The sequence below is a fragment of the Amycolatopsis australiensis genome (assembly GCF_900119165.1).
Lineage (GTDB): Bacteria > Actinomycetota > Actinomycetes > Mycobacteriales > Pseudonocardiaceae > Amycolatopsis > Amycolatopsis australiensis.
Genome location: NZ_FPJG01000006.1, coordinates 4,171,248 through 4,193,748, shown reverse-complemented (window position 1 = coordinate 4,193,748; position 22,501 = coordinate 4,171,248). Strand labels below are relative to the sequence as shown.

The window sequence follows — 22,501 nt, the reverse complement described above, 5'->3', positions numbered from 1 at the left end:
GCTACCTTGGCGGGCATGAGTGAACTCGCCGAACGGCTGCTGGGGGCCGTGCAGGGCATCCGCCGCGTGGTGCGCCGGCGCGTGCGCGCGGACGTGCCGGGCGCCCCGCTGCCCGGCGCGCAGGTCGAGGTCCTGCGCGTGGTGGCCGACCACCCCGGCATCGGCGTCGCCGCGGCCGCGCGCGAACTGCACCTCGCGGCCAACTCGGTCAGCACGCTGGTGAACCAGCTCGTCGAGGCCGGCCTGCTGCGCCGCGAGGCCGACCCCGCCGACCGGCGCGCGACCCGGCTCGAGCTCACCGGCGCGGCACGCGACCGGATAGCGGCGTTGCGGCGCGCCCGCACCGGGCTCGTCGCCGACGCGCTGAGCGGACTGTCCGAAGAGGACACCGCGGCGATCGAGCAGGCATTGCCGGCACTGGAGAAACTCATGGGGATCCTGAAGGAGCAGCCATGACCGGACCCGCGGCGGTGCAGTGCACCGGCGTCAGCCACTCGTTCGGCCCGACCCGCGCGGTCGACGGCGTCGACCTGGAGATCCACCCCGGCGACGTGTTCGGCCTGCTCGGCCCGAACGGCGCCGGCAAGACGACCACGCTGCGGATGATCACCACGCTGCTGCCCGTCGCCGCCGGTCGGATCACGGTGTTCGGCGTCGACGTCGCGCGCCGCCGGATGGCCGTGCGGCGGCTGATCGGCTACGTCCCGCAGCAGCTGTCCGCCGACGGCGCGCTGACCGGCCGGGAGAACGTCGCGTTGTTCGCGCGGCTCTTCGACGTCCCGCGGGCCCGGCGGGCGCAGCAGGTGCGGGGCGCGCTGGAGCTGGTCGGGCTGGAACGCGACGCCGACCGCACGGCCAAGACGTACTCCGGCGGCATGATCCGCCGCCTCGAGCTGGCCCAGGCGCTGGTCAGCTCGCCGCGCCTGCTCGTCCTCGACGAGCCGACGATCGGGCTGGACCCGGTCGCCCGCTCGTCGGTGTGGGACCGCGTCACCGAGATCCGCGCGGCGACCGGGATGACCGTGCTCGTCACCACGCACTACATGGACGAAGCCGAGCAGTACTGCGACCGCGTCGCGCTGATGCACGCCGGCCGGATCCGCGCGCTCGGCACGCCGGCCGAGCTGGAAGCCGGCCTCGGTCCCGGGTCCACATTGGATGACGTGTTCCGCGCGGTCACCGGTGACCGGCTCGACAGCGACGAAGGAGGGATCCGCAGTGTCCGTGCCACTCGCCGCACCGCCCGCCGTCTCGGCTGACCCGGGACCGCTCGGCCGGCTGCGCGTGCTCGCCGCCCGCGTCGGCGCGATGTGCCTGGTGGAGCTGCAGAAGCTGCGCCGCGACCAGACCGAACTGCTCACCCGGGCGATCCAGCCCGCGCTGTGGCTGCTGATCTTCGGGGAGACGTTCACCCGGCTGCGGGCGATCCCGACCGGCTCGACGCCGTACCTCGACTACCTCGCGCCCGGCATCCTCGCGCAGTCGGCGTTGTTCATCTCGATCTTCTACGGCATCCAGATCATCTGGGAGCGCGACGCGGGCGTGCTGGCCAAGCTGCTGGTGACGCCGACCCCGCGGGCCGCGCTCGTCGCGGGGAAGGCGTTCGCCGCCGGCGTCCGGGCGCTCGTCCAGGCGCTGATCGTCCTGGTACTGGCCGCGGTCCTCGGCGTCGGGCTGACGGTGAACCCGCTGAAGCTGCTCGCCATGGCCGTGGTGCTGGTGCTCGGGTCGGCGTTCTTCTGCTGCCTGTCCATCGTGATCGCCGGGGTCGTGCTGTCGCGGGAACGGCTGATGGGCATCGGGCAGGCGATCACGATGCCGCTGTTCTTCGGCTCGAACGCGCTGTACCCGGTGGACCTGATGCCGTCGTGGCTCAAGGTGCTCAGCCACGTCAACCCGCTGAGCTACCAGGTCGACGCGCTGCGCGGCCTGCTCATCGGCGCCCCGGCCCACCTGGCGCTCGACTTCGGCGTGCTGGCGGTGGCGACGGCGGGCGCGATCGCCGTCGCTTCGGCCCTGCTCGGCAGGTTGGCCCGGTGAGGCGCATCTCTCATCGAACGGAAGCCTTATGCGGCGATGCCTAATCTCGGTTTCGTGAATGGTCGTCCACGCCTTCTCCCGCTGACCGGATTGTGCGTGCTCGCCGGAATTCTCGTCGCGGGCACCATGGCACCCGCCGCCATCGGGGCGGGCCTGTTGTCGAATCAGGTCAGCGATTCGGTGGACGCCATTTCCGCGCAGCTGGCCGCGGCCGAGCCGCCGCTCACCACGACGGTGACCGACCGCGACGGCACCCCGATCGCGACGCTGTACGCGCAGTACCGCCTCCCGGTGACCGCGGCCGGGATCGCGACGACGATGAAGGCCGCGATCATCGCGGTCGAGGACCGCCGGTTCTACACCGAAGGCGGCGTCGACCTGCAGGGAATGCTCCGCGCGGCGGTCAACGACAGCACCGGCGGCGCGCTGCAGGGCGCGTCGACGATCACCCAGCAGTACGTCAAGAACTACCTCGTGAACGTCGTCGACCGGAACGACCCGGCGGCGCAGCAGGCCGACCGCGAGGACTCGGTGGCGCGCAAGCTGCGTGAGGCGAAAATGGCCGTCCAGCTCAACGACACGATGAGCAAGGACGACATTCTCGCCGACTACCTGAACGTCGTGGAATTCAGCGGGACGGTGTACGGGGTCGGCGCGGCGGCGAAAGCCTATTTCGGGACGACAGCGGACAAACTGACCGTGCCGCAGGCGGCGTTGCTCGCCGGAATGGTGAACAACCCGAGCGTCTACAACCCGTACACGCACCCCGGCCGGGCGCTGCAGCGGCGCAACCTGGTCATCGACGACATGGTGACCAACGGCTCGCTCCCGGCGTCCTACGCCGCGACGGCCAAGGCCGCCCCGCTCGGCGTGCTGCCGGACGGCCCCGTGACGCCACCGGGCACCTGCATGGGAGCGGCGCCGGACGCGGGATTCTTCTGCGCCTACGCCGAAAGCTACCTCGTGCGCGCCGGGTTCACCGCCGACCGGCTGGCCACCGGCGGGTACACGATCAAGACCACGCTCGACCCACGCGTCTCGCAGGTGACGAAGGACGCCGTCGACGCGAACGTGCCGACCACCCAGGACGGCGTCGCCAACACCTTCGCCGTCGTGCAGCCGGGCCCGACGGGCCACCAGGTGCTCGCCATGGTGGCCAACCGGAACTACGGCACCGACCCGGCGCGGGGCGAGACGTCGACGGACATCGTCGCCGGCGCGAGCAACGAGTTCGGTGCGGGCTCGTCGTTCAAGATCTTCACCTCGGCCGCGGCGCTCGTCACCGGCAAGGCGGGGCTGGAGACGCCGCTGCCGAACCCGGACAGCCAGTGCTTCCCGGTGCCGGACGCGCACGCGTCCTGCTACACCGTCCACAACGACGGCCACTACGCGGACCCGATCACGCTCGCCGACGGGCTGGCGACGTCGCCGAACGTCGCGTTCGTCGGGCTGGAAAGCCAGGTCGGGATGCCCGCCGTCCTGGACATGGCGTACAAGCTGGGCCTGCGGAACACCCTGGCGACCAACGACGCCGGCGGCACGCCCGACCCGAAGTCGCCGAACCCGCAGTACAACCAGCCGCAGTCGCAGTACTTCCGGAACCTGCTGTCGTTCACCCTCGGCAACAGCCCGGTCAGTCCACTCGAAATGGCGAACGTTTCGGCGACGCTGATGAGTGGCGGCGTCTGGTGCCCGCCGAACCCGATCCTGTCGGTGACCGACCGCAACGGCAACGCCGTTCCCGTGCCGCAGCAGGCCTGCGAACAGGTCATCCCGGCGGGCGTGGCGAACACGCTGGAAGCGGGCCTGAGCAAGGACACGACCAGCGGCACGTCGGCCGAGGCGGCGCGCGCGGCGGGCTGGAACCGGCCCGACATCGGCAAGACGGGCACGACCCAGCAGAGCGAGTCCGTCGCGTTCGTCGGCGGCGTGAACGACTACGCGGTGTCGTCCATGGTCTTCGCCGACGGCCCGCACCCGCGCGAGATCTGCCCGGGCACGCCGGTGCACCTCGGCGACTGCGGGCACGGCGCGTTCGGCGGCACGGTCGCCGCGCCGCCGTACTTCCACGCGATGAGCGAGCTGCTGGCCGGCGTGCCGGACAAGCCGATCCCCGCGCCGGACCCGGCGTACCTGACGGCGCGCGGCTAGCGCGGCTCGAGGAAGACGAGCGGGATCTCGCGCTCGGTCTTCGTCTGGTACTGCGCGTAGTTCTTGAACTCGCCGGAGATCTTCGGCCACAGCCTCGCGCGCTCTTCGGCGTTCGCGATCCGCGCGCGCATCGGCCGCTTCGGGGCGCCCTTCAGCGAGACCTCCACCTCCGGGTTGTCGCGCAGGTTGAGAAACCAGGCGGGGTGCGTGTCGTCGCCGCCGCGCGACGCCACCACGACCAGCGTGTCGCCTTCCTGGTGCGGAGAGGTCAGCAGCACCGACCGCTTCTGCCCGCTCTTGCGGCCGGTCGTGGTCAGCTCCAGCACCGGCATCGCGGCCTGCCAGCCGACCCGCCCGCCGGTGAGCTTGATCAGGCCGCGGTGCACGGCGTTCATGGTCTTGAGGACGAAGTCGCTCGGCATGATCACAATCTAGTCCCCGAGTTCGGGGAATCCGCCACGCGGCGGCGGGCCGGTGTGCGAGGCTGCCCGGCGGACACGAGACACGGGAGAAGGAAGTACCGATGCTGATCTGGGGCTGGCGCACACGCGTCTACGTGCTGGCGATGACGACGTTCCTGTGCGGCCGGTGCGGCAACCCCGCGTCGCACGCGGTCCGCAAGGCGGTCACGAAGTTCACGCTGTTCTTCATCCCGCTGTTCCCGATCGGCGTCAAGTACTCCGCGCAGTGCACGTTCTGCGGGATCGAGAACCGGATCTCGAAGGAGGACGCCGTCCGGCTGCAGGCGCAGGAGGAGCAGGGCCAGGCGCAGCAGCAGGGCTTCCAGCAGTCGCCGCACCCGTCCCAGCCGCAGGGGTTCCCGCAGCCGCAGCACCCGTCGCAGGGGTACCAGCAGCCGGGGCAGTTCCCGCACCAGGGCCACTGAAACGACTCCCGCGAGACCGCCCATCCGGGTGACATCGGCGGCGCCGAGCGCCTTCTCCTCCGTCTTCCGCGGCGCATGGAGCGCCGGCAGCGCGCACGCGTGATCCTCGCAGGTGGCCCTGAGCGAGGGGGCCGCCGGCCGGGCGTGTCCAGCGCTTTCCGAAACGCCGCCGGCATGGCGGCGGGGAATCACCCGGACGGGTGCCGCCGGCTCGTCGCCCGGGCCGGAATTGTCGGTCCCCCGTGCTCTCCTCGTCGGTGACAGCGGTGCACCCCGCACCCGGAGCACGAGGAGGAGACCGATGGCAGGCGAAACGACGGTGACGGTGGTCGGCAACCTGACGACCGACCCGGAGCTGCGCTTCACCCCGGCCGGCGCGGCGGTCGCGAACTTCACGGTGGCGTCGACACCCCGCACGTTCGACCGCGAGTCCGGCGCCTGGCGCGACGGCGAGCCGATGTTCCTGCGCTGCAACGTGTGGCGGCAGTACGCGGAGAACGTGGCGGAGTCTCTGGGCCGCGGCGCGCGCGTGGTCGTCCACGGCCGGCTGAGACAGCGGTCGTACGACACGAAGGAGGGTGAGAAGCGCACGGTGACGGAGCTGGACGTCGACGAGGTGGGCCCGGCGCTGAGGTACGCGACGGCGAAGGTGACGAAGGTCAGCCGCGCCACGGCCGGGGAGGCGGGCAGTTCGTGGACGTCGGAACCGGTGTCGCCGGTGTCGACTCCGTTCTGAGTCGACCCAGGCTCGACCGGCGCCGGTGACGATGGACGTCCGGACCGTTTTCCGGAGGTGCTGTCGAATTCCCGTCAGCTGGTTCGACGCATGAGCAGAACCAGCCGAACCAGGAGCGGGAGGGACCGAGATGACCGAGCAGACGGCAAAGCCGGCGGTGCCGAACCACCGGATGCTGGCCATGCTGCGCGCGGTGGCGGCGGGCCGCGGCCGGGTGTCCTGCAGCAGCGAGCCGGACTTGTTCATCGACGGCCTCTCGTGCGGAGACCAGTTCGCGGCCCACGAGCTGGCGCACCAGGGCCTGCTGCGCGCCGCCCGCCCGGGCCGCCCGGGCCGCCCGGGCGAGCTGGTCCCGGCAGTCCTGACCCCGGAGGGCCAGGCAGTGGTGGCAGCAGAGGAACACCCCAACGCCGCCTGACACGCGGTTGACGTTTGACAACTCCACAAAGCAACCACGGCCGGTGTCCCCGCCCACCGAGGCGGCAAGGCACGACCCGGGCCGCCTGCGCCTCTGCGCCGACGCGGTCCAGCCCGCGCGGCAGAGCCGCCTCAGGCAAGCCCGACCGCGCGGCCCAAGCCCGCGCGCGCCAACGCGATCCAGCCCCGCGCGGCAGAGCCGCCTCACACAAGCCCCGACCGCGCGGCCCAAGCCCGCGCGCGCCAACGCGATCCAGCCCCGCGCGGCAGAGCCGCCTCACACAAGCCCCGACCGCGCGGCCCAAGCCCGCGCGCCAGTGCCGGTCAGAGCCCCCACCCCCGCGCGCCAGCCCCACCCAACGCGCCCATCGCCGAGGTGGCGCCCATCCCTCCGCCCAGGCCCCGGCGCGAAACGCGACTACCGTGGCGGACATGAGCAACACCGAGGCCGCCCCCGCCGAGCTCGCCTGTGGCGACCGGCCCACGGCCGCCGACCCCGTGCGGCCCGCCGTCGAGATCCTCACCCCGCGTGAGGTGCCCCTCGGCGGCCCGCGGGCGATGCGGGTCCGCCGGACTCTCCCCCAGCGGTCCCGGTCGCTGATCGGCGCCTGGTGCTTCGCCGACCACTACGGCCCGGACGAGGTCACCGGCCCCGGCGCGATGGACGTGGCCCCGCACCCGCACACCGGCCTCCAGACGGTCAGCTGGCTCTTCGCCGGCGAGATCGAGCACCGCGACAGCCTCGGCACGCACGCGATGGTCCGCCCCGGCGAGCTGAACCTGATGACCGGCGGCCACGGCATCTGCCACTCGGAGGTCTCGACCGCGGCCACGAAGACCCTCCACGGCGTCCAGCTCTGGGTGGCCCTGCCCGACCGGCACCGGCACACGGCCCGCGCGTTCGACCACTACGTGCCGTCGGTGAACCGGATCGAGGGCGCCGAGATCCGGGTGTTCCTCGGGTCGCTGGCCGGGCGGACGTCCCCGATCCCGACGTTCACCCCGCTGCTCGGCGCGGAGATCGTCCTGGGCCCGGACGCCCACATGTCCCTCGGCGTCGACCCGCGTTTCGAGCACGGCGTCCTGGTCGACACCGGCGACGTCGTCGTCGCGGGCACCCGCGTCCGCGCGGCGGAGCTGGGCTACGTCGGCACCGGCGTCCGATCCCTGACGCTCAGCAACCGCGGCACGGCGCCGGCCAGGTTCCTCCTGCTCGGCGGGACGCCGTTCGACGAAGAGATCCTGATGTGGTGGAACTTCGTCGGCCGCAGCCACGAAGAGATCGCGGCCTACCGAGAAGCCTGGCAAGCGGAGTCCGACCAGTTCGGCCGCGTCACCGGCTACCCGGGCACGCCGGAACGGCTCCCGGCGCCGGAGCTGCCGTCGGTCCGCATCAAGCCGCGCCGCAACCCGGCATCAGGCCAGGAAGCCCGCCACGGCTGACACGAACGCGGGCGCGTCGTCCAGCCAGGGATAGTGGGCGGCACCGGGTATGACGGCGACCCGGCCATCGGCGAACAGTGCGGCGAACTCGGCGGCGACGGCCGGGCTGATGATCCAGTCCAGTTCACCGGCCACGACCAGCACGGGCGCCTCGACGGCGCGGAGAGCGGCACGGGTGGCGCCGGGCTCGAAAGCGCCTTCGGAGTTGTAGACGCGCGCGGCGGCACCGTTGCGCTGACCGGCCTCGGCGGCCTGGTGCCGCCGGGCGGCGTCGTCCCAGCGGCCGTAGTACATCGGCGCCACGGCGGCCCAGTCGGCGCTGGTGGCGGTCTTGGCGGCGATGGCGTCGTAGGCGGCGGCCGCGGCGTCGAACCAGGGCGCACCCGCCCGCCGGGCCATGACGGCCCGCCGTTCGGCGACGGACGGCACCAAGCCGACGGCCCGGGGACTCGGCGTGACGAGCACAAGCCGGCGCAGCCGGGTGGGATACCGGGCGGCGTAATGGACGGCGAGACTGGCCCCGGCGGAGTGCCCGAGCAGGTCGAACCGTTCGAGACCGAGGTGCTTGCGCACGGCCTCGACGTCCTCTACCTGCCGGTCACACCGGTAGGTGGCGGGGTCGGCGGGAGTTCCGGAGTCCCCGGTCCCCCGCAGATCGAGCACACCGAGCCGCCGCCGCGCGCTCAGGCCACCGAGTTCCCCGAGATAGGCCCCGGCCCGCATGGGGCCGCCGGGCAGGCAGGCAACGGGCGGCTCGGCACCGGAGCCGAGAAGACGGCAGGAGAGCGCCGTCCCGTCCGGCGCGGAAAAGATCGGCATCCCCGGACCCTGACACCTCCCCGGCACGCCGGGCAACCTCGGAACGCCGGCCGGGCAGCTCTCGCCCGCACTGCCTCGGCCGTATCCCGGCGAGCCACCCACGGCCGAGCACTCACCGGACCCGCCTCCCGACCGGCAAGCCCGTGGCCGCACAGCTCCGACCGCACCCGCGCCACGCGAGCCTTCCGGACCAACGCCCCGACCGGCCGTGGGCCGGGCGAACCCATCCACCACGGCTGCCTCGCCGGACCGCACTCCCCGCTCCCGGCGCAGCAGTCAGCGGTCCCGGGCCTGGTAGGCCTCCAGCGTCGCCAGCCGGTGCGCCCGGGCGAACTGCTCCACCTCCGCCGGGTCGCTGCCGTCCTCGATCAGGGTCAGCAGCCGCTCGTGTTCCTCCACCGACTGCGGGGCCCGACCCGGTACCGAGGCGAACGTGCTGTCGCGGACCGCCGCCAGCCGCGTCCAGCAGCGCTGCACCAGGTCGACCAGGTTCGGGTTGGGGCAGGCGCTGAACAGCACCTCGTGGAACTCGGCGTTCAGCGCCGTGAACGCCAGCGGGTCGAACTCGGCGAGGCTGCGGCGCATCCGTTCGTTCAGCGCACGGGCGCGTGCCAGCGCCTCGGGCGTGAGCAGCGGCGCGGCCAGGCCGGTCGCCGCGCCTTCGACGATCGCCACCGTCTGCATCGCGTGCTCGTACGCCGTGGGGTCGATCGCCACCACGCGGGCGCCGACGTTCCGCTCGAACTGGATCAGCTCTTCGGCTTCGAGCCGGCGCAGGGCCTCGCGGACCGGCACCGCGCTGACGTCCAGCTCGCGGCCGATCTGGTCGAGCACCAGCCGGTAGCCGGGCCCGTAGCGGCCGTCGAGGATCCTGGCCTTGATCGTCTCGTAGGCCAGCTGGGACTTCGTGACCGGTCTTCCCGACGACGCGCTGATCATGTAGGAAACCATATATGGTCCTGCCGACGGACGACGCCCAGGAGGCCGTGCCGATGCCGAGTTCCGCGCCCGCCCCCACCGCGGCCGACCTGCTCGTCGACGGGCTGCGGGCCCACGGCGTGGACACCGTTTTCGGCCTGCCCGGCGTCCAGACCTACGACCTGTTCGACAGCCTCGCCCGCGCGAGCGGCGACATCCGGGTGATCGGCGCCCGGCACGAGCAGACCGTGGCCTACATGGCGTTCGGGTACGCGCAGGCGACCGGCCGCACCGGCGTCTGCACCGTGGTGCCCGGCCCCGGCGTCCTCAACGCCTCGGCCGCGCTCCTCTCGGCGCACGGTGCCGGCGCGCCCGTGCTGTGCCTGACGAGCGAGATCCCGCGCGCCTACCTCGGCCGCGGGCTGGGGCACCTGCACGAAATGCCCGACCAGCTGGCCACCCTGCGGACGCTGACCAAGTGGTCGGCGCTGGTCGAGCACCCGTCCGGGATCCCGGACGCGCTCGCGACGGCCTTCCGCGAGGCCGCGGGCGGGCGGCCGCGGCCGGTTTCGCTGGCGGTGCCGTGGGACGTGCTCGGGCTGCGGACGCCCGCGCAGGTGATCGGCCCGCTGCCGCTGCCCCGCCCGGCTGTCGATCCCGACGCCGTCGCGCGGGCGGCGGATCTCCTGGCGGCCGCGAAGAACCCGATGATCATGGTGGGCGGCGGCGCCCGGCACGCGGCCGCCGAGGTCCGGGCGCTGGCCGAGCGGCTGCAGGCACCGGTGGTGCCTTTCCGCGGCGGACGCGGCATCGTCGGCGACGACCACCCGCTGGGCTTCACCTGCGTTTCCGGTTTCGAACGGTGGGCCGAGACGGACGTCGTGATCGGCATCGGCTCCCGCATGGAACTGGCGTGGTTCCGGTGGCCGGACCGGCCCGCGGGCCCGAAGACGATCCTGCTCGACATCGACCCGCGGCAAGCGACCCGGCTGGCGGCGGACGTCGCGATCGTCGCGGACGCCGCCGACGCCACGGCGGCGCTGACCGAGGCCGTCGGTCCACAACGGACGGATCGGTCCGCCGAATTCGCCGACCTGAAGGCGAATGTGACGCAGCGGGTCACCGACGTCGGTCCGGAGCTGGAGTACCTGCGGGCGATCCGGGACGTGCTGCCGCGCGACGGCTTCTTCGTCGAGGAGATCTGCCAGGTCGGTTTCGCGTCCTACTTCGGTTTCGAGGTCTACTCGCCGCGCACGTTCATCACGTGCGGCCACCAGGGCACGCTCGGCTTCGGCTACCCGACGGCGCTCGGCGTGCAGGCGGCCTTTCCCGGCCGTCCGGTCGTGTCGGTGGCCGGCGACGGCGGGTTCATGTTCGCCGCACAGGAACTCGCCACGGCCGTCCAATATGGACTCAACGTGGTGGCGGTCGTGTTCGACAACGGCCACTACGGCAACGTCCACCTGGATCAGGAGCGGCTGTTCGAGGGCCGCACGCTGGGCGGGCGGCTGCGGAACCCGGACTTCGCCCGGCTCGCCGAAACGTTCGGCGCGCTCGGCCTGACCGCGCGCACACCCGAAGACCTGCGCGGCGCGCTGGACAAGGCCTTCGCAGCGGGACGGCCTTCGCTCGTGCACGTGCCGTGCGAGCTGGGCGTCGGCGCTTCGCCGTGGAAGTACCTGATGCCGAAGTCGGACCGCAGCTAGCCCGCCGCCACGCGCTCGAGCGCGGCGAAAACCCGTTCGACGTCGGCCGGGGTCGTCCGCCAGCTGCTGAACGCGGCTCGCAACGCCGGACGACCGTCGTACACCGTCGGGGTCAGGAACGTCGTCCCGTCTTCGGCGATGGCGCGGACGAGGGCGTCGATCCGGTCCTGGGTGACGTGCCCGGCCGGGGTGAAGCAGACGACGTTGAGCCGCACCGGCGCGAGCAGCCGCCAGCGGGGCGAGCCGTCGAGCCGCGCGCCGAGGTCGCGGGCGAGCGCGACGCAGCGCTCGACGATCTCGCGGTGGCCTTCCCGGCCGTAGGCCACGAGCGAAAACCAGGCCGGGAGGGCGCGCAGCCGTCGCGAGTTCTCCGGCGTGAGGTGCAGGAAGTCCGGGGTTTCGCCGATCTCGCCGAGGTAGGCCGCGTTGTTGCTGAACACGCGCAGCTGCAGGTCCCGGCGGCGGGTGAACTGGACGGCGGAGTCGTAGGGCACGTTGAGCCACTTGTGCAGGTCGACGACCACCGAATCGGCCTGGTCGAGCCCGGCGGTCAAGGCGGCGTGCTGTGGCGCGAGCGCGGCGAACCCGCCGAACGCGGCGTCGACGTGCAGCCAGAACTCGTACCGCCGCTTCAGCGCGGCGATGGCGCGCAGGTCGTCGAAGTCGACGGTGTTCACGGTGCCCGCGTTCGCGACGACGACGGCCGGGCCGTCGAGGCCGCCGAGCACCTCGGCCAGCTTCGCGACGTCGACGGCTTCGCGATCAGGCAGGGTCGGCACCTTCAGCAGCGCGGAACGTCCCATGCCGAGGAAGGACAGCGCCTTGAAGACGCTGGAATGCGGGGAGCCGGACAGGACGGTGACGGGCCCGAGCGCGGCGGCGCCTTCCTCGGACACCGACACGCCGGCGCGCTCGCCGAGCCACTCGCGGGCGATGGCGAGTCCGGTCACAGTCGACATGGTGGCTCCGGTGACGAAAGCGCCGGAGAACCCCGCGCCGAGCCCGAACAGCTCGGCCAGCCAGCCGACGGTCTCGCGCTCCAGGTCCTGCGCGGAGGAGTCCATGCCGCTGGCGGGATTCTGGTCGAAGGTGGCGGTGAGCCAGTCGCCGGCCAGCGCCGCCGGAGTGGCGCCACCGGTGACGAACCCGAGATAGCGAGGCCCAGCGCTGGCCGCGAAGCCGGCTTCCCAACGTTGCGAGAACGCCTCCAGCGCTGCGCGGGCTCCGACGCCGTCGAGCGGCAGCGGAGCGCGGACGACATCACCGGGCGGCACGGCGGCAGCGCGGTCCGGCATCCCGGCGAGCGCCTCACCGGCGAGTTTCCGCGCGGCGTCGAGAAGATCGGGCAGGGAGTTCAGGTCTTCGGCAAGCCTCGGATGCACCCGCCCGACGCTAAGTGCCGCGGGCAGCGCTGTCGCGGGCCAATTCCCGGAAACTGGCCCGCCGGTGGACGCCAACGCGGACCAGCCCGCTCAGCGAAGCCGGCGCCGCCGGACCCGCGCCTCCGCCGGGTCGAACGTCACCCTGCGCAGCGGTCCCGCCAGCAGCAGCACCACCGCCATGGCCGACAGCGTCGCCAGGACCATCGCCGCCACGAACTGGGCCGCTCCCGATGTCGCCGTGGCCAGGACCAGGAAGCCCGCCGACACCACCGCTGCCGGGGCCAGCAGGGCGCAGAGCACCGGCACCAGCGGCACGCGGTCACCGTCGGGGCGGCGGGCGGACACCACCGCCGCCCCGGCGCAGGTGACCGCCGCGACCAGCAAGCAGCCGCCGACGGTGTCGCTCAACCGGTGCCAGCCCAGCGCCACGGCGGCCGCCGAGACCCAGGCGACGCCGAATCCGCCCGCGACGAACGTCAGCCTACGGAACCGGCGGGGCAGGACGATCGCGAGCGCCACCAGCACGGCCATCGCCGCGCTGACGTGCCCGCTCGGGAAGCTGTTGTGGCTTGCCACGCCGAACCGGTCGCCCGTCGCCGGCCGGTCCAGGACGTACAGCTTGAGCAGCTGGGCCACCACCAGTGGCGCGGCGAGCAGGGTCAGCGCCGTCACGCCGAGGGTGAACCGGCGCCGGGCCAGGGCGATCACCACCAGCAGCACCGCGACGCCGCCCAGCACGACCACCAGGTCGGTCTCCCGCAGCGGGGCCGCCCAGTCCACTGTGGTCCCCGCCGATTGGGCGCTGCGGACCACGCCGTTCTCGACGCCGCGGCCCGCCTCCGTCCGGACGAAGAGCAGGTAGGCCGCGACGAACGCGAGCGCGAACCCGGCCGCGGCCGCCGCCAGCACGGCGGTGCGGGACGCGGCCCGCGTCACGAGCGCGTGGCGGCCGGACGGCGGGGTGGCGGTCCTTGACTCGGAGGTGATCACTGCCATGTCCCCGAGTCTGGGCGAGGCTCTTCGGGATCCCGTCAGCGCGATGTCATGGTTTTGCTACAAGATCCGCCCGGGTCGCCACGACGTGCGCTTTTCCGAATAATGGCGCCGTGGCCGAGGTACTGGTGGTGGAAGACGACGCGGCGGTGCGGGAAGGACTCGAACTGGCCCTGCGCCGGCAGGGACACGTGGTGCGCACCGCGGAGTCGGGCGAGCGCGGCATCGAGGCGCTCGTGCTGCACCGGCCCGACCTCGTCGTGCTCGACCTCATGCTGCCCGGCATGGACGGCTTCGAGACCTGCCGCCGGATGCGGGCCGCCGGGCCGATCCCGATCATCATGCTCACCGCGCGCAGCGACGACTTCGACGTCGTCGCGGGCCTCGAAGCGGGCGCCGACGACTACGTCGCCAAACCGGTCGAACCGCGGGTGCTCGACGCGCGGATCCGGGCGGTGCTGCGCCGGACCGTCGCCGAGCGGCCGGGCGGGCAGCCGGAGCCCGTCGAGCGCCACGGCGACCTCGTCATCGACCGGGCCGGGCTCGAAGTCACCAAGCGCGGCACCCCCGTCTCATTGACGCCCACCGAGCTGAAGCTGCTGCTGGAGCTGTCCCGCACGCCCGGGCAGGTGTACAGCCGCCGGCAGATCCTCGCCGCCGTGTGGGACCACGACTACCTCGGCGACTCGCGGCTGGTCGACGCCTGCGTGCAGCGGCTGCGCGCGAAGATCGAAGACGTGCCGGCGAAGCCGGAGTACGTGCAGACCGTCCGCGGGTTCGGCTACCGGTTCGGCCGGTCGTGAGCCGGCTGCGGTCGTGGCTGGCCGGGCTGCGGTTCCGGCTGGTGGCGGCCTTCGCGGTGATCATGATCCTCGGCGCCACCGCCGCGGCCGGCGCGAGTTACGTCTCCGCGCGCAACGCCATCCTCGGCGGCATCCAGGACCAGACGATGCTCAAGCTGCGCGACCAGGTCGCCGCCTACCTGCCGACCGTGTCGCTGCCGCCGACGCAGGCCACGCTCGACGCGTTCGCGGCCGCGCTCAAGTCCAGCGGCGCGCTCGTCGTCTACCACGGCCGGCACTCGACGACCGGCATGTCGGTGGACGACGTGCCCGCCGCCCTGCGCCAAGCCGTGGCCACCAGCACGAACATCATGTTCGAGCGGGTCGATGACCACGGCTTCCCGCTCTTCTTCGTCGGGATCCCGGTGCAGGCGGGCAACGAGCCGAGCGGGCTCGAGGTCTACGCGATGGTGCCGCTCAACCAGCAGCAGGAGGCGATCGACGAGCTGGCGCGCCGGGCCTGGCTTTACGCCGCGCTGACCCTGCCGGTCGCGGTGGCGGTGGCGCTGCTGGCCGCCCGGCAGGTGCTGCGGCCGGTGCGCGCGCTCAACACCGCGGCCAGCCAGCTCGGCCGGGGCCGGCTGGACGTGCGGCTGCGCGTCAAGGGTTCCGACGAGCTGGCGCAGCTGGTCACGACGTTCAACAACACCGCGGCGGAGCTCGAGCGCACGGTCGGCACGCTGCGCGCGATGGAGGCCGACGCGCGGCGGTTCGTCGCCGACGTCTCGCACGAGCTGCGCACCCCGCTCGCCGCGATGAACGCCGTCACCGACGTGCTGGACGAGGACGCCGGCCAGCTGCCCGCCGACACCGCGGTCGCCGCGCGGCTCGTGTCGGCCGAGACCAAGCGGCTGACCCGGCTGGTGCAGGACCTCATCGAGATCTCCCGGTTCGACGCCGGGCGCGCGGAGCTGCGGCGGGAGGACCTGGACGTCGGCGCGGCGGTCGCCGGCAGCCTCGCCGCGCGGGGCTGGGCGCCCGGTGCCGGCATCGTCACGGACCTGCCGCCGGACGTCACGGCGGCGCTCGACCGGCGGCGGCTCGACATCGTCGTGGCGAACCTGGTCGGCAACGCGCTGCGGCACGGCGCGCCGCCGGTCGAAGTGACGCTGCGGGCCGAGGGCGGTGACGTCGTGCTGACCGTCACCGACCACGGGCCCGGGATCCCCGACGCGGTGCTGCCCACGGTGTTCGACCGGTTCACGAAGGCCGACACCGCCCGCGCCCGGTCCGAAGGCAGCGGGCTCGGCCTGTCGATCGCCCGCGAGAACGCCCGGCTGCACGGCGGCGACATCGTCGCGGCCAATACCGGCACCGGTGCCCGCTTCGAGCTGCGACTGCCCCGGGAGGCGTGGTGAAGAGGCTCCTCGTCCTGGCCGTGCTGCTGCTGGTGAGCGCCTGCGGGATCCAGCCGACCCCGGTGGTGGCCGCCGGCCCGGCGCCGACGTTGCGGAACCCGGCGCCGGGCGGCCGCGGCGCCGACGTGATCCTCTACTTCGTCCTGGACGGCCGGCTGGCGCCCGTGACGCGGCCGACCGGCTCGTCGGCCGGCGTCAACACCGCGCTCGCGCTGCTGCTGGGCGGCCCGTCCTACGCCGAGGCGGCCGACGGCTACACGACGATGCTGCCGCCCGGCGGCGGGCAGGTAGCCCTGGCCCCCGGCTCACCCGCCGAGATCACGTTCTCGTTCCCGCTGCGGGACCTCAACGCGCTGGCGGTCAACCAGCTGGTCTGCACCGCGTTCGCGGCGCTGGCCGCCGTGGGCTCGCCCGTCGTCGACGGCGCCATCACGCTCGTCGGGACCGACACGAAGCTGCCCGGGCAGAGCTGCCAGGCCATTTGAGGCGCCCCGTCACCGCGTCAGGCGACGGGGTAGGGCCGGACCGCCTTGGCCTCCGCCAGCGACCGGGCCCACCAGCCCAGCTGGTCCAGCATCGCCTTCGCCGCGACGGCCGCGGCGTCGTCCTTCGGCAGGCCGTCGGGGCCGAAGCGCGTGTGGGCGCCGTGGAAGCTGACCGTCTCGCGGACCGTGACGGCGTGCAGCTCGGCGAAGACCGCACGCAGGTGTTCGACCGCGCGCAGGCCGCCCGACATGCCGCCGTAGGACACGAACGCGACCGGCTTGGCGATCCACTCCGTCCGGTGCCAGTCGATCGCGTTCTTCAGCGAGGCCGGGAAGCTGTGGTTGTACTCCGGGGTGACCACGACGAACGCGTCGGCGGCCGCGAGCCGCGGGGTCACCTTTCCGGCCTCGGCGAGCACCTCCGCCCGCGGGGTGGTCCCGAACGCCGGCAACGCCATCGGCAGCTCGGGCTCGGCCAGGTCGACGACGTCGACCTGGAACCCGCCGTGGTCGGCCGCGACGCTCGCCAGCCAGTCCGCCACCACCGGTCCGAACCGTCCTTCCCGGACACTTCCCACGATCACCGCGACCCGCACGGGAACTTCGGACACGCTTCCTCCTCGGCACAGCGGCGTTGTTGCCGTCCGCGTCAGGATGGGACTTCAAGTTCGCTTGAAGTCAAGCGCGGGACTGTGGTTGGCTGGGCGGCATGGTGAACGCCACGGCCCGGACGCTGCCCGACCTCACCGTCGGCGAACTTTCCCGGCGCAGCGGGGTGCCCGCGTCGGCCCTGCGGTTCTACGAGGACGAAGGCCTCATCCGCAGCCGCCGCACCGCCGGCAACCAGCGCCGCTACTGCCGCGACGCGCTGCGGCGGGTCACTTTCATCCGGATGTCCCAGCGGGTCGGCATGCCGCTGTCGACCATCCGCGAAGTGCTCGCCCTGCTGCCCGACGACCGCACGCCCACGCGCGCCGACTGGGCGCGGATCTCGAAGTGCTGGCAGGAGGATCTCAACGCGCGGATCCGGCAGCTGGAACAGCTGCGCGACCAGCTCACCGATTGCGTCGGCTGCGGCTGCATGTCACTGGCGAAGTGCCGGCTCGCCAACCCGGCCGACCGGCTCGGCGCCGACGGCCCGGGCCCGCGGCGGCTGGCCGACCACCGCGGCGAGGGCTACGAAGACTGAGTCAGCGGCGTTCCAGCACGCCGCGGACGAACATCGCCTGCCCGGCGTGCTGGATGTCGTCGTCGAGGACGCTGATCAGCCGCACGCCCAGCGACACCGGCGGGTCCCACGCCTCGTCGACGATCCGGTCGAGGTCCGGGCCGCCGAGGCCGCGGACGAACCGGACAGTCTGCTCGTGCACGGCGTCGTAGTAGCCGGTGAGCAGGTCCGGCTTGTCGACGCGGACGGCTTCGACGTCGGCCGGGCGGTGACCGTAGCCGGTGTCGGCGGCCGGGAACGGGAGGCCGAACCGCGACAGCCAGTCCTGGCCGGTCCACACCTGCTCGATCCCGGCGACGTCGGAGACGTGGTCGTCCTGGACGCGGGTCAGGTGCCAGACCAGCCAGGCGATCGAGTTGGCCTCGTCGTCCAGCCGGGCCCGGAGCTGCTCGGCGGTGAGTCCGTCCACCGCCGCGTGCACCGTTTCCCGGACCCGGCTGAATCCGTCGACGAGCAGATCGGCCACGTTCATCGGCTGCCTCCCGTTGCTGAAGCCGTTCACCGGCGTGCTACCCGATCATGCCCGCCGGCAAACGGATCCCGCTACCGCGGCAGCAGCTGGTCGAAGAACGAGCGGTAGCGGCGCAGCGCGATCCGCAGCTCCTCGGTGGCCGGTTCCCCTTGCTGCCACTGGGCTTCCAGCTCGCTCTTGTGCTCGGCGAACGTGGTGGCCAGCGCGCTGATGACGGCCGCGACCAGCTCGTCGGCCTCGCGGACCGCCTGCTTCGGGTCGTCGACGAACCCGGTCTGCACGTTCTGCCAGCGGTCGCGGAAACCGGTGATCTTCTCTTCGTCGATCAGCTGTGGCGTCTCCACGTCCCCGCCCGACCGGTCCGGGGCGGCGCCGGTGGTCTCGGCGGTGTCGCTGCCGCTTTCGGTGCGCTGCTGCGCCGAAGCGGACGCGAGATCGGCCGTGCTGAGCGTCCGGTCGTCGTCGCGGTTGTCGTCGCGGTCGTCCGCGGCGGCCGAGTCGTGGAAGCCGTCCCGGTCCTGGCCGGGGACCTCGGCGGTGCCGGGTTCGCCGGCGATCGCGCGGCCGGTGTGCTCTTCGTCCTGCTCGCTGCCGTGCCGGGTCAGGTGCTCGGTCATGTCAGCGTCCTCCGTTCCATTCGGTCCGCGGCTGCGCGGACGCCTGGTGCTCGGGCTCGGTGCCGGCGTGCCGGCCGGTGCGGTCGCGGTCGTGCCCGTCGGGCCCGGTGTTGTGGTCGTGGCCGTTGCGGCGGTCGTGGTGGGAATCGTCGTCGGCACCGTCGGTCAGCAGGTCCTCGAAGACGGTCCGGTAGCGCACCATCGCGTCCCGCAGGTCCTCTGTGGACGCTCCGTCACGCTTCTGCTGCGTGTTGTGCGCGGCGCGGTAGTGCTCCAGGGTCTTGGCGTGCCGCACGGAAAGGTCGGCCACCTGCTGTTCGTACCCCTCGGTCGGGTAACCGCGTTCGCCCATCAGCGCGACGAGGAGCCGGTCCGCCTCGGCGACCGCGGCGGACGGCTGGTCGACGAACTTTTCCTGTACCTGCGCCCATTCCCGGGTGTAGCGCTCGCGCGCCGACGCCGACAGGGGGCGGATGTCGAGCTCCTTGTGCCGGCGTTCCCGCTCGGCGAGCTCGCGTTGCGCGGCGCGCGGGTTGTCGCTCTCCTGGACCGCCCGGTCGTACTCCGGGCCGAACCGCTGCCGCAGCCGTTTTCGCTGCATTTCCTGCGTCACCAGCCAGATCACGGCGCCGAGCACCGCGACGGCCACGACGACGATCACGACGATCAGCCATGTGGGCATCGCACAACTCCTTCACGGATGTCGAGCCCCCCGATGCGTGCTTGGGTGCCCGCATCGGGCACCCGAAAACGGCGGGCACGCCGTTGACCTCGCGATTCGGCCGACCGGCGGCGTGGATGCGTCCGGATGCCGTCAAAGTGTAACGGCGATAACACTCGGTCGCTAGCATTGTTACCACCGAAGTACTATCGTTGATAACAGAACAACAGCGGCGGCGATACCGCCCGAGCGGAAAGAAGGACCGATGAGCACCACCGAGACTCGCGTCGCGATCGTCACCGGCGGCTCCCGCGGCATCGGCCGCCAGGTCGCCGAGCGCCTGGCCGCCGACGGCATGGCGGTCGTCGTGAACTACGCGGGCAACGAGAAGGAGGCGCAGGCCGCGGTCGACGCGATCACCGCGCGGGGTGGCCGGGCGATCGCCGTCCGTGCCGACGTCGCCGACCCGGTCGCGGTCGCGGAGCTGTTCGACACCGCGGAACGCACCTACGGCGGCGTGGACGTCGTCGCCCACCTGGCCGGGGTGATGAACCCGCCCATGCCGATCGCCGACACCGACTTCGAGGTCCTCGACCGCGTCCACCGGACCAACGTCCGCGGCACGTTCGCGGTGGCCCAGCAGGCCGCGCGGCGGGTGCGCGAGGGCGGCGCGATCATCACGACGTCGACGTCGGTGATCGGGCTGAACCTGCCCGGCTACGGCATCTACAACGCGACCAAGGGCGCGGTCGAGGCGATCACCATGATCCTGGCGCGCGAGCTGCGTGGCCGCGACATCACCGTGAACGCCGTCGCGCCCGGCCCGACCGCGACCGCGCTGTTCCTCGACGGCAAGGACGCGGAGACGATCGACCGGATGGCCAAGCAGCCGCCGCTCGAACGGCTCGGCAGGCCCGAGGACATCGCCGAGGTCGTCGCGTTCCTCGCCGGACCGGCCCGCTGGGTCAACGGCCAGGTGCTGCGCGCCAACGGCGGCATCGTCTAAGCACGGGTGAACCGCGTGACGATGACGTGGTCCTTCGCCGGGCCGCGCACCGCCCACTCCTGCCGCCAGCGCGCCGCACCGGTCACCCGGAACTCCCCGCGGTAGTGGTCGGCGCGGCACGGGTGGTCCGCCGTCCAGTGGCCTTCGCGCAGGTCGAGGTCGTGGAAGAAGCCGCCGTGGTCGAAGTGCACCGACGCGCGGCCCGGTCCCGCCGGGCGGTAGTGCAGGGTGCGGGTGACCGGGCCGATGTAGCCGCCGAGCCGCAGCTCACCCTCTTCGCGGTAGACGAGGACACCGCCGGCTTCGGTGAAGGTGGCGGTGCCGGTGACCTCGCCCGCCGGATCGCCGTCCGCGGTGCGGATTTCCCGCTCCAGCCGCCACCGGCCGCCGAAATAGGCGGTGAGATCGGGAACCGGCCAGTACTCCACCCGCCCAGTGTGCCATCCGCGCCGGGCCGGGCCGGGACTGTCGGACCCCCGCTCTATAGTCGGGCGGGTGGCAGAGACCGACCTCACAACCGCGTCCGAAGCGCTGGAGACCCTCCGGCGCGTGTTCGGCTACGACAGCTTCCGCGGCGACCAGGCGGCGATCGTCGAGCACGTGATCGCCGGCGGCGACGCGCTCGTGCTGATGCCCACCGGCGGCGGGAAGTCGTTGTGCTACCAGATTCCCGCGCTGGTGCGCCCGGGTGTCGGCGTGGTGGTCTCGCCGCTGATCGCGCTGATGCAGGACCAGGTCGACGCGCTGCGCAACGCCGGTGTCCGCGCCGGTTTCCTCAACTCGACGCAGGACTACGCGGCCCGGCAGGAGGTCGAATCGGCGTTCCTGTCCGGCGAGCTCGACCTGCTCTACCTGGCGCCGGAACGGCTTTCGGTCGAATCCACCGTGCGGCTGCTCGACCGCGGCAAGATCTCGCTGTTCGCGATCGACGAGGCGCACTGCGTCGCCCAGTGGGGCCACGACTTCCGGCCCGACTACCTCCAGCTCTCGGCGCTGCACGAGCGCTGGCCGGACGTGCCGCGGATCGCGCTCACCGCGACCGCGACCGAGGCCACGCACAAGGAGATCTCCGCGCGGCTGCGGCTCGACGACGCCCGCCACTTCGTCGCGAGCTTCGACCGGCCGAACATCCAGTACCGGATCGTCGCGAAGAGCTCGCCGCAGCGCCAGCTGCTGGAACTGCTGCGCACCGAGCACCAGGGCGACGCGGGGATCGTCTACTGCCTGTCCCGGAACTCGGTCGAGAAGACCGCGGAGTTCCTGGTGCAGAACGGGATTCCGGCGGTGCCGTACCACGCGGGGCTCGACGCGCGGACCCGCGCGAAGCACCAGGCGCGGTTCCTGCGCGAAGACGGCCTGATCGTGGTGGCGACGATCGCGTTCGGGATGGGCATCGACAAACCGGACGTCCGGTTCGTGGCGCACCTCGACCTGCCGAAGTCGGTCGAGGGCTACTACCAGGAGACGGGCCGCGCGGGCCGGGACGGGCTGCCGTCCACCGCCTGGCTGGCGTACGGGCTGCAGGACGTCGTGCAGCTGCGCAAGATGATCGACACGTCGGAGGGCGACGAAGCGCACCGGCGGCGGCAGACGGCGCACCTCAACGCGATGCTCGCACTGTGCGAGACGGTGGAATGCCGGCGCGTGCAGATCCTCAACTACTTCGGCCAGCAGGGCGAGCCGTGCGGCAACTGCGACACGTGCCTGAGCCCGCCGGAGAAGTGGGACGGCACGATCCCGGCGCAGAAGCTGCTGTCGACGGTCGTCCGGCTGCGCAACGAGCGGCGCCAGAAGTTCGGCGCCGGGCAGGTCATCGACATCCTGCTCGGCAAGGCCACACCGAAGGTGACGCAGTTCCAGCACGACACGCTGAAGACGTTCGGCATCGGCACCGAGCTGCGCGAGCCGGAGTGGCGGGCGGTCGTGCGGCAGCTGTTGGCCCAGGGCCTGCTGGCGGTCGAAGGCGACTACGGCTCCCTGGTGCTCACCGAAGCCAGCGCGGAGGTCCTGAGCGGCGACCGCCAGGTGATGCTGCGCCGGGAGCCCGAGCGTCCGGCGGCCGCGAAGGCCCGCAGCGCCAAGCGCGCCGCGGCCGCGGCGGACATGCCCGCGGAGGCGGCCCCGCTGTTCGAGCGCTTGCGTGCCTGGCGGGCCGGGGTGGCGAAGGAACAAGGGGTGCCCGCGTACGTCATTTTCCACGACGCCACGCTGCGCCAGATCGCGACGCAACGACCGTCGTCACTGGCCGAGCTGGGCACGGTCAGCGGCGTCGGCGAGAACAAGCTCGCCAAGTACGGCGAGGGCGTCCTCGAGGCACTGGCGGCCGGCTGAGCCGGCGCCG

General features: G+C 72.6%; 25 protein-coding genes. 15 read left to right on the top strand and 10 right to left on the bottom strand.

From position 1 onward, the window contains the following. The first annotated feature begins 15 nt into the window (after window positions 1–15). From BT341_RS20945 to BT341_RS20930, 4 genes are all read left to right on the top strand, one after another. Window positions 16–456, top strand: coding sequence for a MarR family winged helix-turn-helix transcriptional regulator (locus BT341_RS20945; RefSeq protein WP_072482090.1), 441 nt, complete (start codon window positions 16–18; stop codon window positions 454–456). Beyond that, a complete protein-coding gene (locus tag BT341_RS20940; RefSeq protein WP_072477902.1) occupies window positions 453–1,259 on the top strand; it encodes an ABC transporter ATP-binding protein in 807 nt (268 codons plus the stop codon). The genes BT341_RS20945 and BT341_RS20940 overlap by 4 nt, the downstream gene beginning before the upstream one ends. Beyond that, window positions 1,219–2,040 (top strand): ABC transporter permease, encoded by an 822-nt coding sequence (locus BT341_RS20935; RefSeq protein ID WP_072477901.1) that lies wholly within the window; start codon window positions 1,219–1,221, stop codon window positions 2,038–2,040. Before BT341_RS20940 ends, BT341_RS20935 begins: the two co-directional genes overlap by 41 nt. 126 nt (window positions 2,041–2,166) lie before the next feature. Further along, window positions 2,167–4,191, top strand: coding sequence for a transglycosylase domain-containing protein (locus BT341_RS20930; RefSeq protein ID WP_245805333.1), 2,025 nt, complete (start codon window positions 2,167–2,169; stop codon window positions 4,189–4,191). On the opposite strand, the gene BT341_RS20925 is transcribed toward BT341_RS20930, so the two are convergent. Then, the gene (locus tag BT341_RS20925; protein WP_072482089.1) at window positions 4,188–4,613 is read right to left on the bottom strand and encodes a nitroreductase/quinone reductase family protein; all 426 of its coding nucleotides are present in this window, start codon (window positions 4,611–4,613) and stop codon (window positions 4,188–4,190) included. The genes BT341_RS20930 and BT341_RS20925 overlap by 4 nt on opposite strands. A gap of 101 nt (window positions 4,614–4,714) precedes the next feature. Here BT341_RS20925 and BT341_RS20920 point away from each other — a divergent pair, with 101 nt between their 5' ends. From BT341_RS20920 to BT341_RS20905, 4 genes are all read left to right on the top strand, one after another. Continuing rightward, window positions 4,715–5,077, top strand: a complete 363-nt coding sequence (locus BT341_RS20920; protein WP_072477899.1) for a zinc ribbon domain-containing protein — start codon at window positions 4,715–4,717, stop codon at window positions 5,075–5,077. A gap of 301 nt (window positions 5,078–5,378) precedes the next feature. Then, window positions 5,379–5,813, top strand: coding sequence for a single-stranded DNA-binding protein (locus tag BT341_RS20915; protein WP_072477898.1), 435 nt, complete (start codon window positions 5,379–5,381; stop codon window positions 5,811–5,813). A 130-nt stretch (window positions 5,814–5,943) separates the two neighbouring features. Then, window positions 5,944–6,231 carry a hypothetical protein gene (locus BT341_RS20910; RefSeq protein WP_072477897.1) on the top strand — a complete coding sequence of 96 codons (288 nt, stop codon included), beginning with the start codon at window positions 5,944–5,946 and terminating at the stop codon, window positions 6,229–6,231. A 431-nt stretch (window positions 6,232–6,662) separates the two neighbouring features. Next, entirely contained in the window at window positions 6,663–7,673 is a 1,011-nt protein-coding gene (locus BT341_RS20905; RefSeq protein WP_072482088.1) for a pirin family protein, read from the top strand. On the opposite strand, the gene BT341_RS20900 is transcribed toward BT341_RS20905, so the two are convergent. After that, window positions 7,647–8,492 (bottom strand): alpha/beta fold hydrolase, encoded by an 846-nt coding sequence (locus tag BT341_RS20900; protein ID WP_072477896.1) that lies wholly within the window; start codon window positions 8,490–8,492, stop codon window positions 7,647–7,649. The two genes, BT341_RS20905 and BT341_RS20900, sit on opposite strands and share 27 nt — an antisense overlap. A gap of 276 nt (window positions 8,493–8,768) precedes the next feature. Further along, window positions 8,769–9,443: a GntR family transcriptional regulator gene (locus BT341_RS20895; protein ID WP_072477895.1), complete on the bottom strand. Its 675-nt coding sequence runs from the start codon at window positions 9,441–9,443 to the stop codon at window positions 8,769–8,771. A gap of 2 nt (window positions 9,444–9,445) precedes the next feature. Here BT341_RS20895 and BT341_RS20890 point away from each other — a divergent pair, with 2 nt between their 5' ends. Beyond that, a complete protein-coding gene (locus BT341_RS20890) occupies window positions 9,446–11,116 on the top strand; it encodes a thiamine pyrophosphate-dependent enzyme (protein ID WP_177328868.1) in 1,671 nt (556 codons plus the stop codon). Here BT341_RS20890 and BT341_RS20885 read toward each other — a convergent pair. Both BT341_RS20885 and BT341_RS20880 read right to left on the bottom strand, forming a co-directional pair. Next, the gene (locus BT341_RS20885; RefSeq protein ID WP_072477894.1) at window positions 11,113–12,498 is read right to left on the bottom strand and encodes a pyridoxal phosphate-dependent decarboxylase family protein; all 1,386 of its coding nucleotides are present in this window, start codon (window positions 12,496–12,498) and stop codon (window positions 11,113–11,115) included. The genes BT341_RS20890 and BT341_RS20885 overlap by 4 nt on opposite strands. A 90-nt stretch (window positions 12,499–12,588) precedes the next feature. Beyond that, a complete protein-coding gene (locus BT341_RS20880; RefSeq protein WP_425426395.1) occupies window positions 12,589–13,494 on the bottom strand; it encodes a phosphatase PAP2 family protein in 906 nt (301 codons plus the stop codon). Between the two features lie 110 nt (window positions 13,495–13,604). On the opposite strand from BT341_RS20880, the gene BT341_RS20875 reads away from it, so the two are divergent. The 3 genes from BT341_RS20875 to BT341_RS20865 all read left to right on the top strand — a co-directional run bounded on the left by BT341_RS20875 (window position 13,605) and on the right by BT341_RS20865 (window position 16,176). Then, a complete protein-coding gene (locus tag BT341_RS20875) occupies window positions 13,605–14,294 on the top strand; it encodes a response regulator transcription factor (RefSeq protein ID WP_072477892.1) in 690 nt (229 codons plus the stop codon). Between the two features lie 62 nt (window positions 14,295–14,356). Beyond that, window positions 14,357–15,691, top strand: a complete 1,335-nt coding sequence (locus BT341_RS20870; RefSeq protein ID WP_084743241.1) for a sensor histidine kinase — start codon at window positions 14,357–14,359, stop codon at window positions 15,689–15,691. Beyond that, window positions 15,688–16,176 (top strand): hypothetical protein, encoded by a 489-nt coding sequence (locus BT341_RS20865; RefSeq protein WP_245805044.1) that lies wholly within the window; start codon window positions 15,688–15,690, stop codon window positions 16,174–16,176. The genes BT341_RS20870 and BT341_RS20865 overlap by 4 nt, the downstream gene beginning before the upstream one ends. Before the next feature lie 17 nt (window positions 16,177–16,193). On the opposite strand, the gene BT341_RS20860 is transcribed toward BT341_RS20865, so the two are convergent. Next, window positions 16,194–16,787: an NADPH-dependent FMN reductase gene (locus BT341_RS20860; protein WP_072477889.1), complete on the bottom strand. Its 594-nt coding sequence runs from the start codon at window positions 16,785–16,787 to the stop codon at window positions 16,194–16,196. Window positions 16,788–16,885: 98 nt separating this feature from the next. Between BT341_RS20860 and soxR the strand changes: the two genes are divergently transcribed. After that, on the top strand, window positions 16,886–17,365 hold the full coding sequence (gene soxR, locus BT341_RS20855) for a redox-sensitive transcriptional activator SoxR (protein ID WP_177328867.1): 480 nt from the start codon (window positions 16,886–16,888) through the stop codon (window positions 17,363–17,365). Between the two features lies 1 nt (window position 17,366). On the opposite strand, the gene BT341_RS20850 is transcribed toward soxR, so the two are convergent. The 3 genes from BT341_RS20850 to BT341_RS20840 all read right to left on the bottom strand — a co-directional run bounded on the left by BT341_RS20850 (window position 17,367) and on the right by BT341_RS20840 (window position 19,175). Beyond that, window positions 17,367–17,876 carry a mycothiol transferase gene (locus BT341_RS20850; RefSeq protein ID WP_072482086.1) on the bottom strand — a complete coding sequence of 170 codons (510 nt, stop codon included), beginning with the start codon at window positions 17,874–17,876 and terminating at the stop codon, window positions 17,367–17,369. A 71-nt stretch (window positions 17,877–17,947) separates the two neighbouring features. Further along, a complete protein-coding gene (locus tag BT341_RS20845; RefSeq protein WP_072477888.1) occupies window positions 17,948–18,493 on the bottom strand; it encodes a hypothetical protein in 546 nt (181 codons plus the stop codon). Window position 18,494: 1 nt separating this feature from the next. Next, window positions 18,495–19,175, bottom strand: a complete 681-nt coding sequence (locus BT341_RS20840; protein ID WP_072477887.1) for a hypothetical protein — start codon at window positions 19,173–19,175, stop codon at window positions 18,495–18,497. Between the two features lie 244 nt (window positions 19,176–19,419). On the opposite strand from BT341_RS20840, the gene BT341_RS20835 reads away from it, so the two are divergent. After that, entirely contained in the window at window positions 19,420–20,160 is a 741-nt protein-coding gene (locus tag BT341_RS20835) for an SDR family oxidoreductase (protein ID WP_072477886.1), read from the top strand. On the opposite strand, the gene BT341_RS20830 is transcribed toward BT341_RS20835, so the two are convergent. Next, window positions 20,157–20,588, bottom strand: coding sequence for a DUF6314 family protein (locus tag BT341_RS20830; protein WP_072477885.1), 432 nt, complete (start codon window positions 20,586–20,588; stop codon window positions 20,157–20,159). The genes BT341_RS20835 and BT341_RS20830 overlap by 4 nt on opposite strands. Before the next feature lie 67 nt (window positions 20,589–20,655). On the opposite strand from BT341_RS20830, the gene recQ reads away from it, so the two are divergent. After that, complete coding sequence (gene recQ / locus BT341_RS20825) at window positions 20,656–22,491, top strand: DNA helicase RecQ (protein WP_072477884.1); 1,836 nt, start codon at window positions 20,656–20,658, stop codon at window positions 22,489–22,491. Window positions 22,492–22,501 lie beyond the last annotated feature (10 nt).

What these genes read in the sequence shown, in the direction of transcription:
- BT341_RS20850 (WP_072482086.1), bottom strand. Translation starts at nt 17,876, where the DNA reads ATGAACGTGGCCGATCTGCTCGTCGACGGATTCAGCCGGGTCCGGGAA.
- BT341_RS20940 (WP_072477902.1), top strand. Translation starts at nt 453, where the DNA reads ATGACCGGACCCGCGGCGGTGCAGTGCACCGGCGTCAGCCACTCGTTC.
- BT341_RS20945 (WP_072482090.1), top strand. Translation starts at nt 16, where the DNA reads ATGAGTGAACTCGCCGAACGGCTGCTGGGGGCCGTGCAGGGCATCCGC.
- BT341_RS20880 (WP_425426395.1), bottom strand. Translation starts at nt 13,494, where the DNA reads ATGGCAGTGATCACCTCCGAGTCAAGGACCGCCACCCCGCCGTCCGGC.
- soxR (WP_177328867.1), top strand. Translation starts at nt 16,886, where the DNA reads ATGGTGAACGCCACGGCCCGGACGCTGCCCGACCTCACCGTCGGCGAA.
- BT341_RS20920 (WP_072477899.1), top strand. Translation starts at nt 4,715, where the DNA reads ATGCTGATCTGGGGCTGGCGCACACGCGTCTACGTGCTGGCGATGACG.
- BT341_RS20835 (WP_072477886.1), top strand. Translation starts at nt 19,420, where the DNA reads ATGAGCACCACCGAGACTCGCGTCGCGATCGTCACCGGCGGCTCCCGC.
- BT341_RS20870 (WP_084743241.1), top strand. Translation starts at nt 14,357, where the DNA reads ATGATCCTCGGCGCCACCGCCGCGGCCGGCGCGAGTTACGTCTCCGCG.
- BT341_RS20930 (WP_245805333.1), top strand. Translation starts at nt 2,167, where the DNA reads ATGGCACCCGCCGCCATCGGGGCGGGCCTGTTGTCGAATCAGGTCAGC.
- BT341_RS20845 (WP_072477888.1), bottom strand. Translation starts at nt 18,493, where the DNA reads ATGACCGAGCACCTGACCCGGCACGGCAGCGAGCAGGACGAAGAGCAC.
- BT341_RS20910 (WP_072477897.1), top strand. Translation starts at nt 5,944, where the DNA reads ATGACCGAGCAGACGGCAAAGCCGGCGGTGCCGAACCACCGGATGCTG.
- BT341_RS20905 (WP_072482088.1), top strand. Translation starts at nt 6,663, where the DNA reads ATGAGCAACACCGAGGCCGCCCCCGCCGAGCTCGCCTGTGGCGACCGG.
- BT341_RS20895 (WP_072477895.1), bottom strand. Translation starts at nt 9,443, where the DNA reads ATGGTTTCCTACATGATCAGCGCGTCGTCGGGAAGACCGGTCACGAAG.
- BT341_RS20840 (WP_072477887.1), bottom strand. Translation starts at nt 19,175, where the DNA reads ATGCCCACATGGCTGATCGTCGTGATCGTCGTCGTGGCCGTCGCGGTG.
- BT341_RS20925 (WP_072482089.1), bottom strand. Translation starts at nt 4,613, where the DNA reads ATGCCGAGCGACTTCGTCCTCAAGACCATGAACGCCGTGCACCGCGGC.
- BT341_RS20890 (WP_177328868.1), top strand. Translation starts at nt 9,446, where the DNA reads ATGGTCCTGCCGACGGACGACGCCCAGGAGGCCGTGCCGATGCCGAGT.
- BT341_RS20915 (WP_072477898.1), top strand. Translation starts at nt 5,379, where the DNA reads ATGGCAGGCGAAACGACGGTGACGGTGGTCGGCAACCTGACGACCGAC.
- BT341_RS20900 (WP_072477896.1), bottom strand. Translation starts at nt 8,492, where the DNA reads ATGCCGATCTTTTCCGCGCCGGACGGGACGGCGCTCTCCTGCCGTCTT.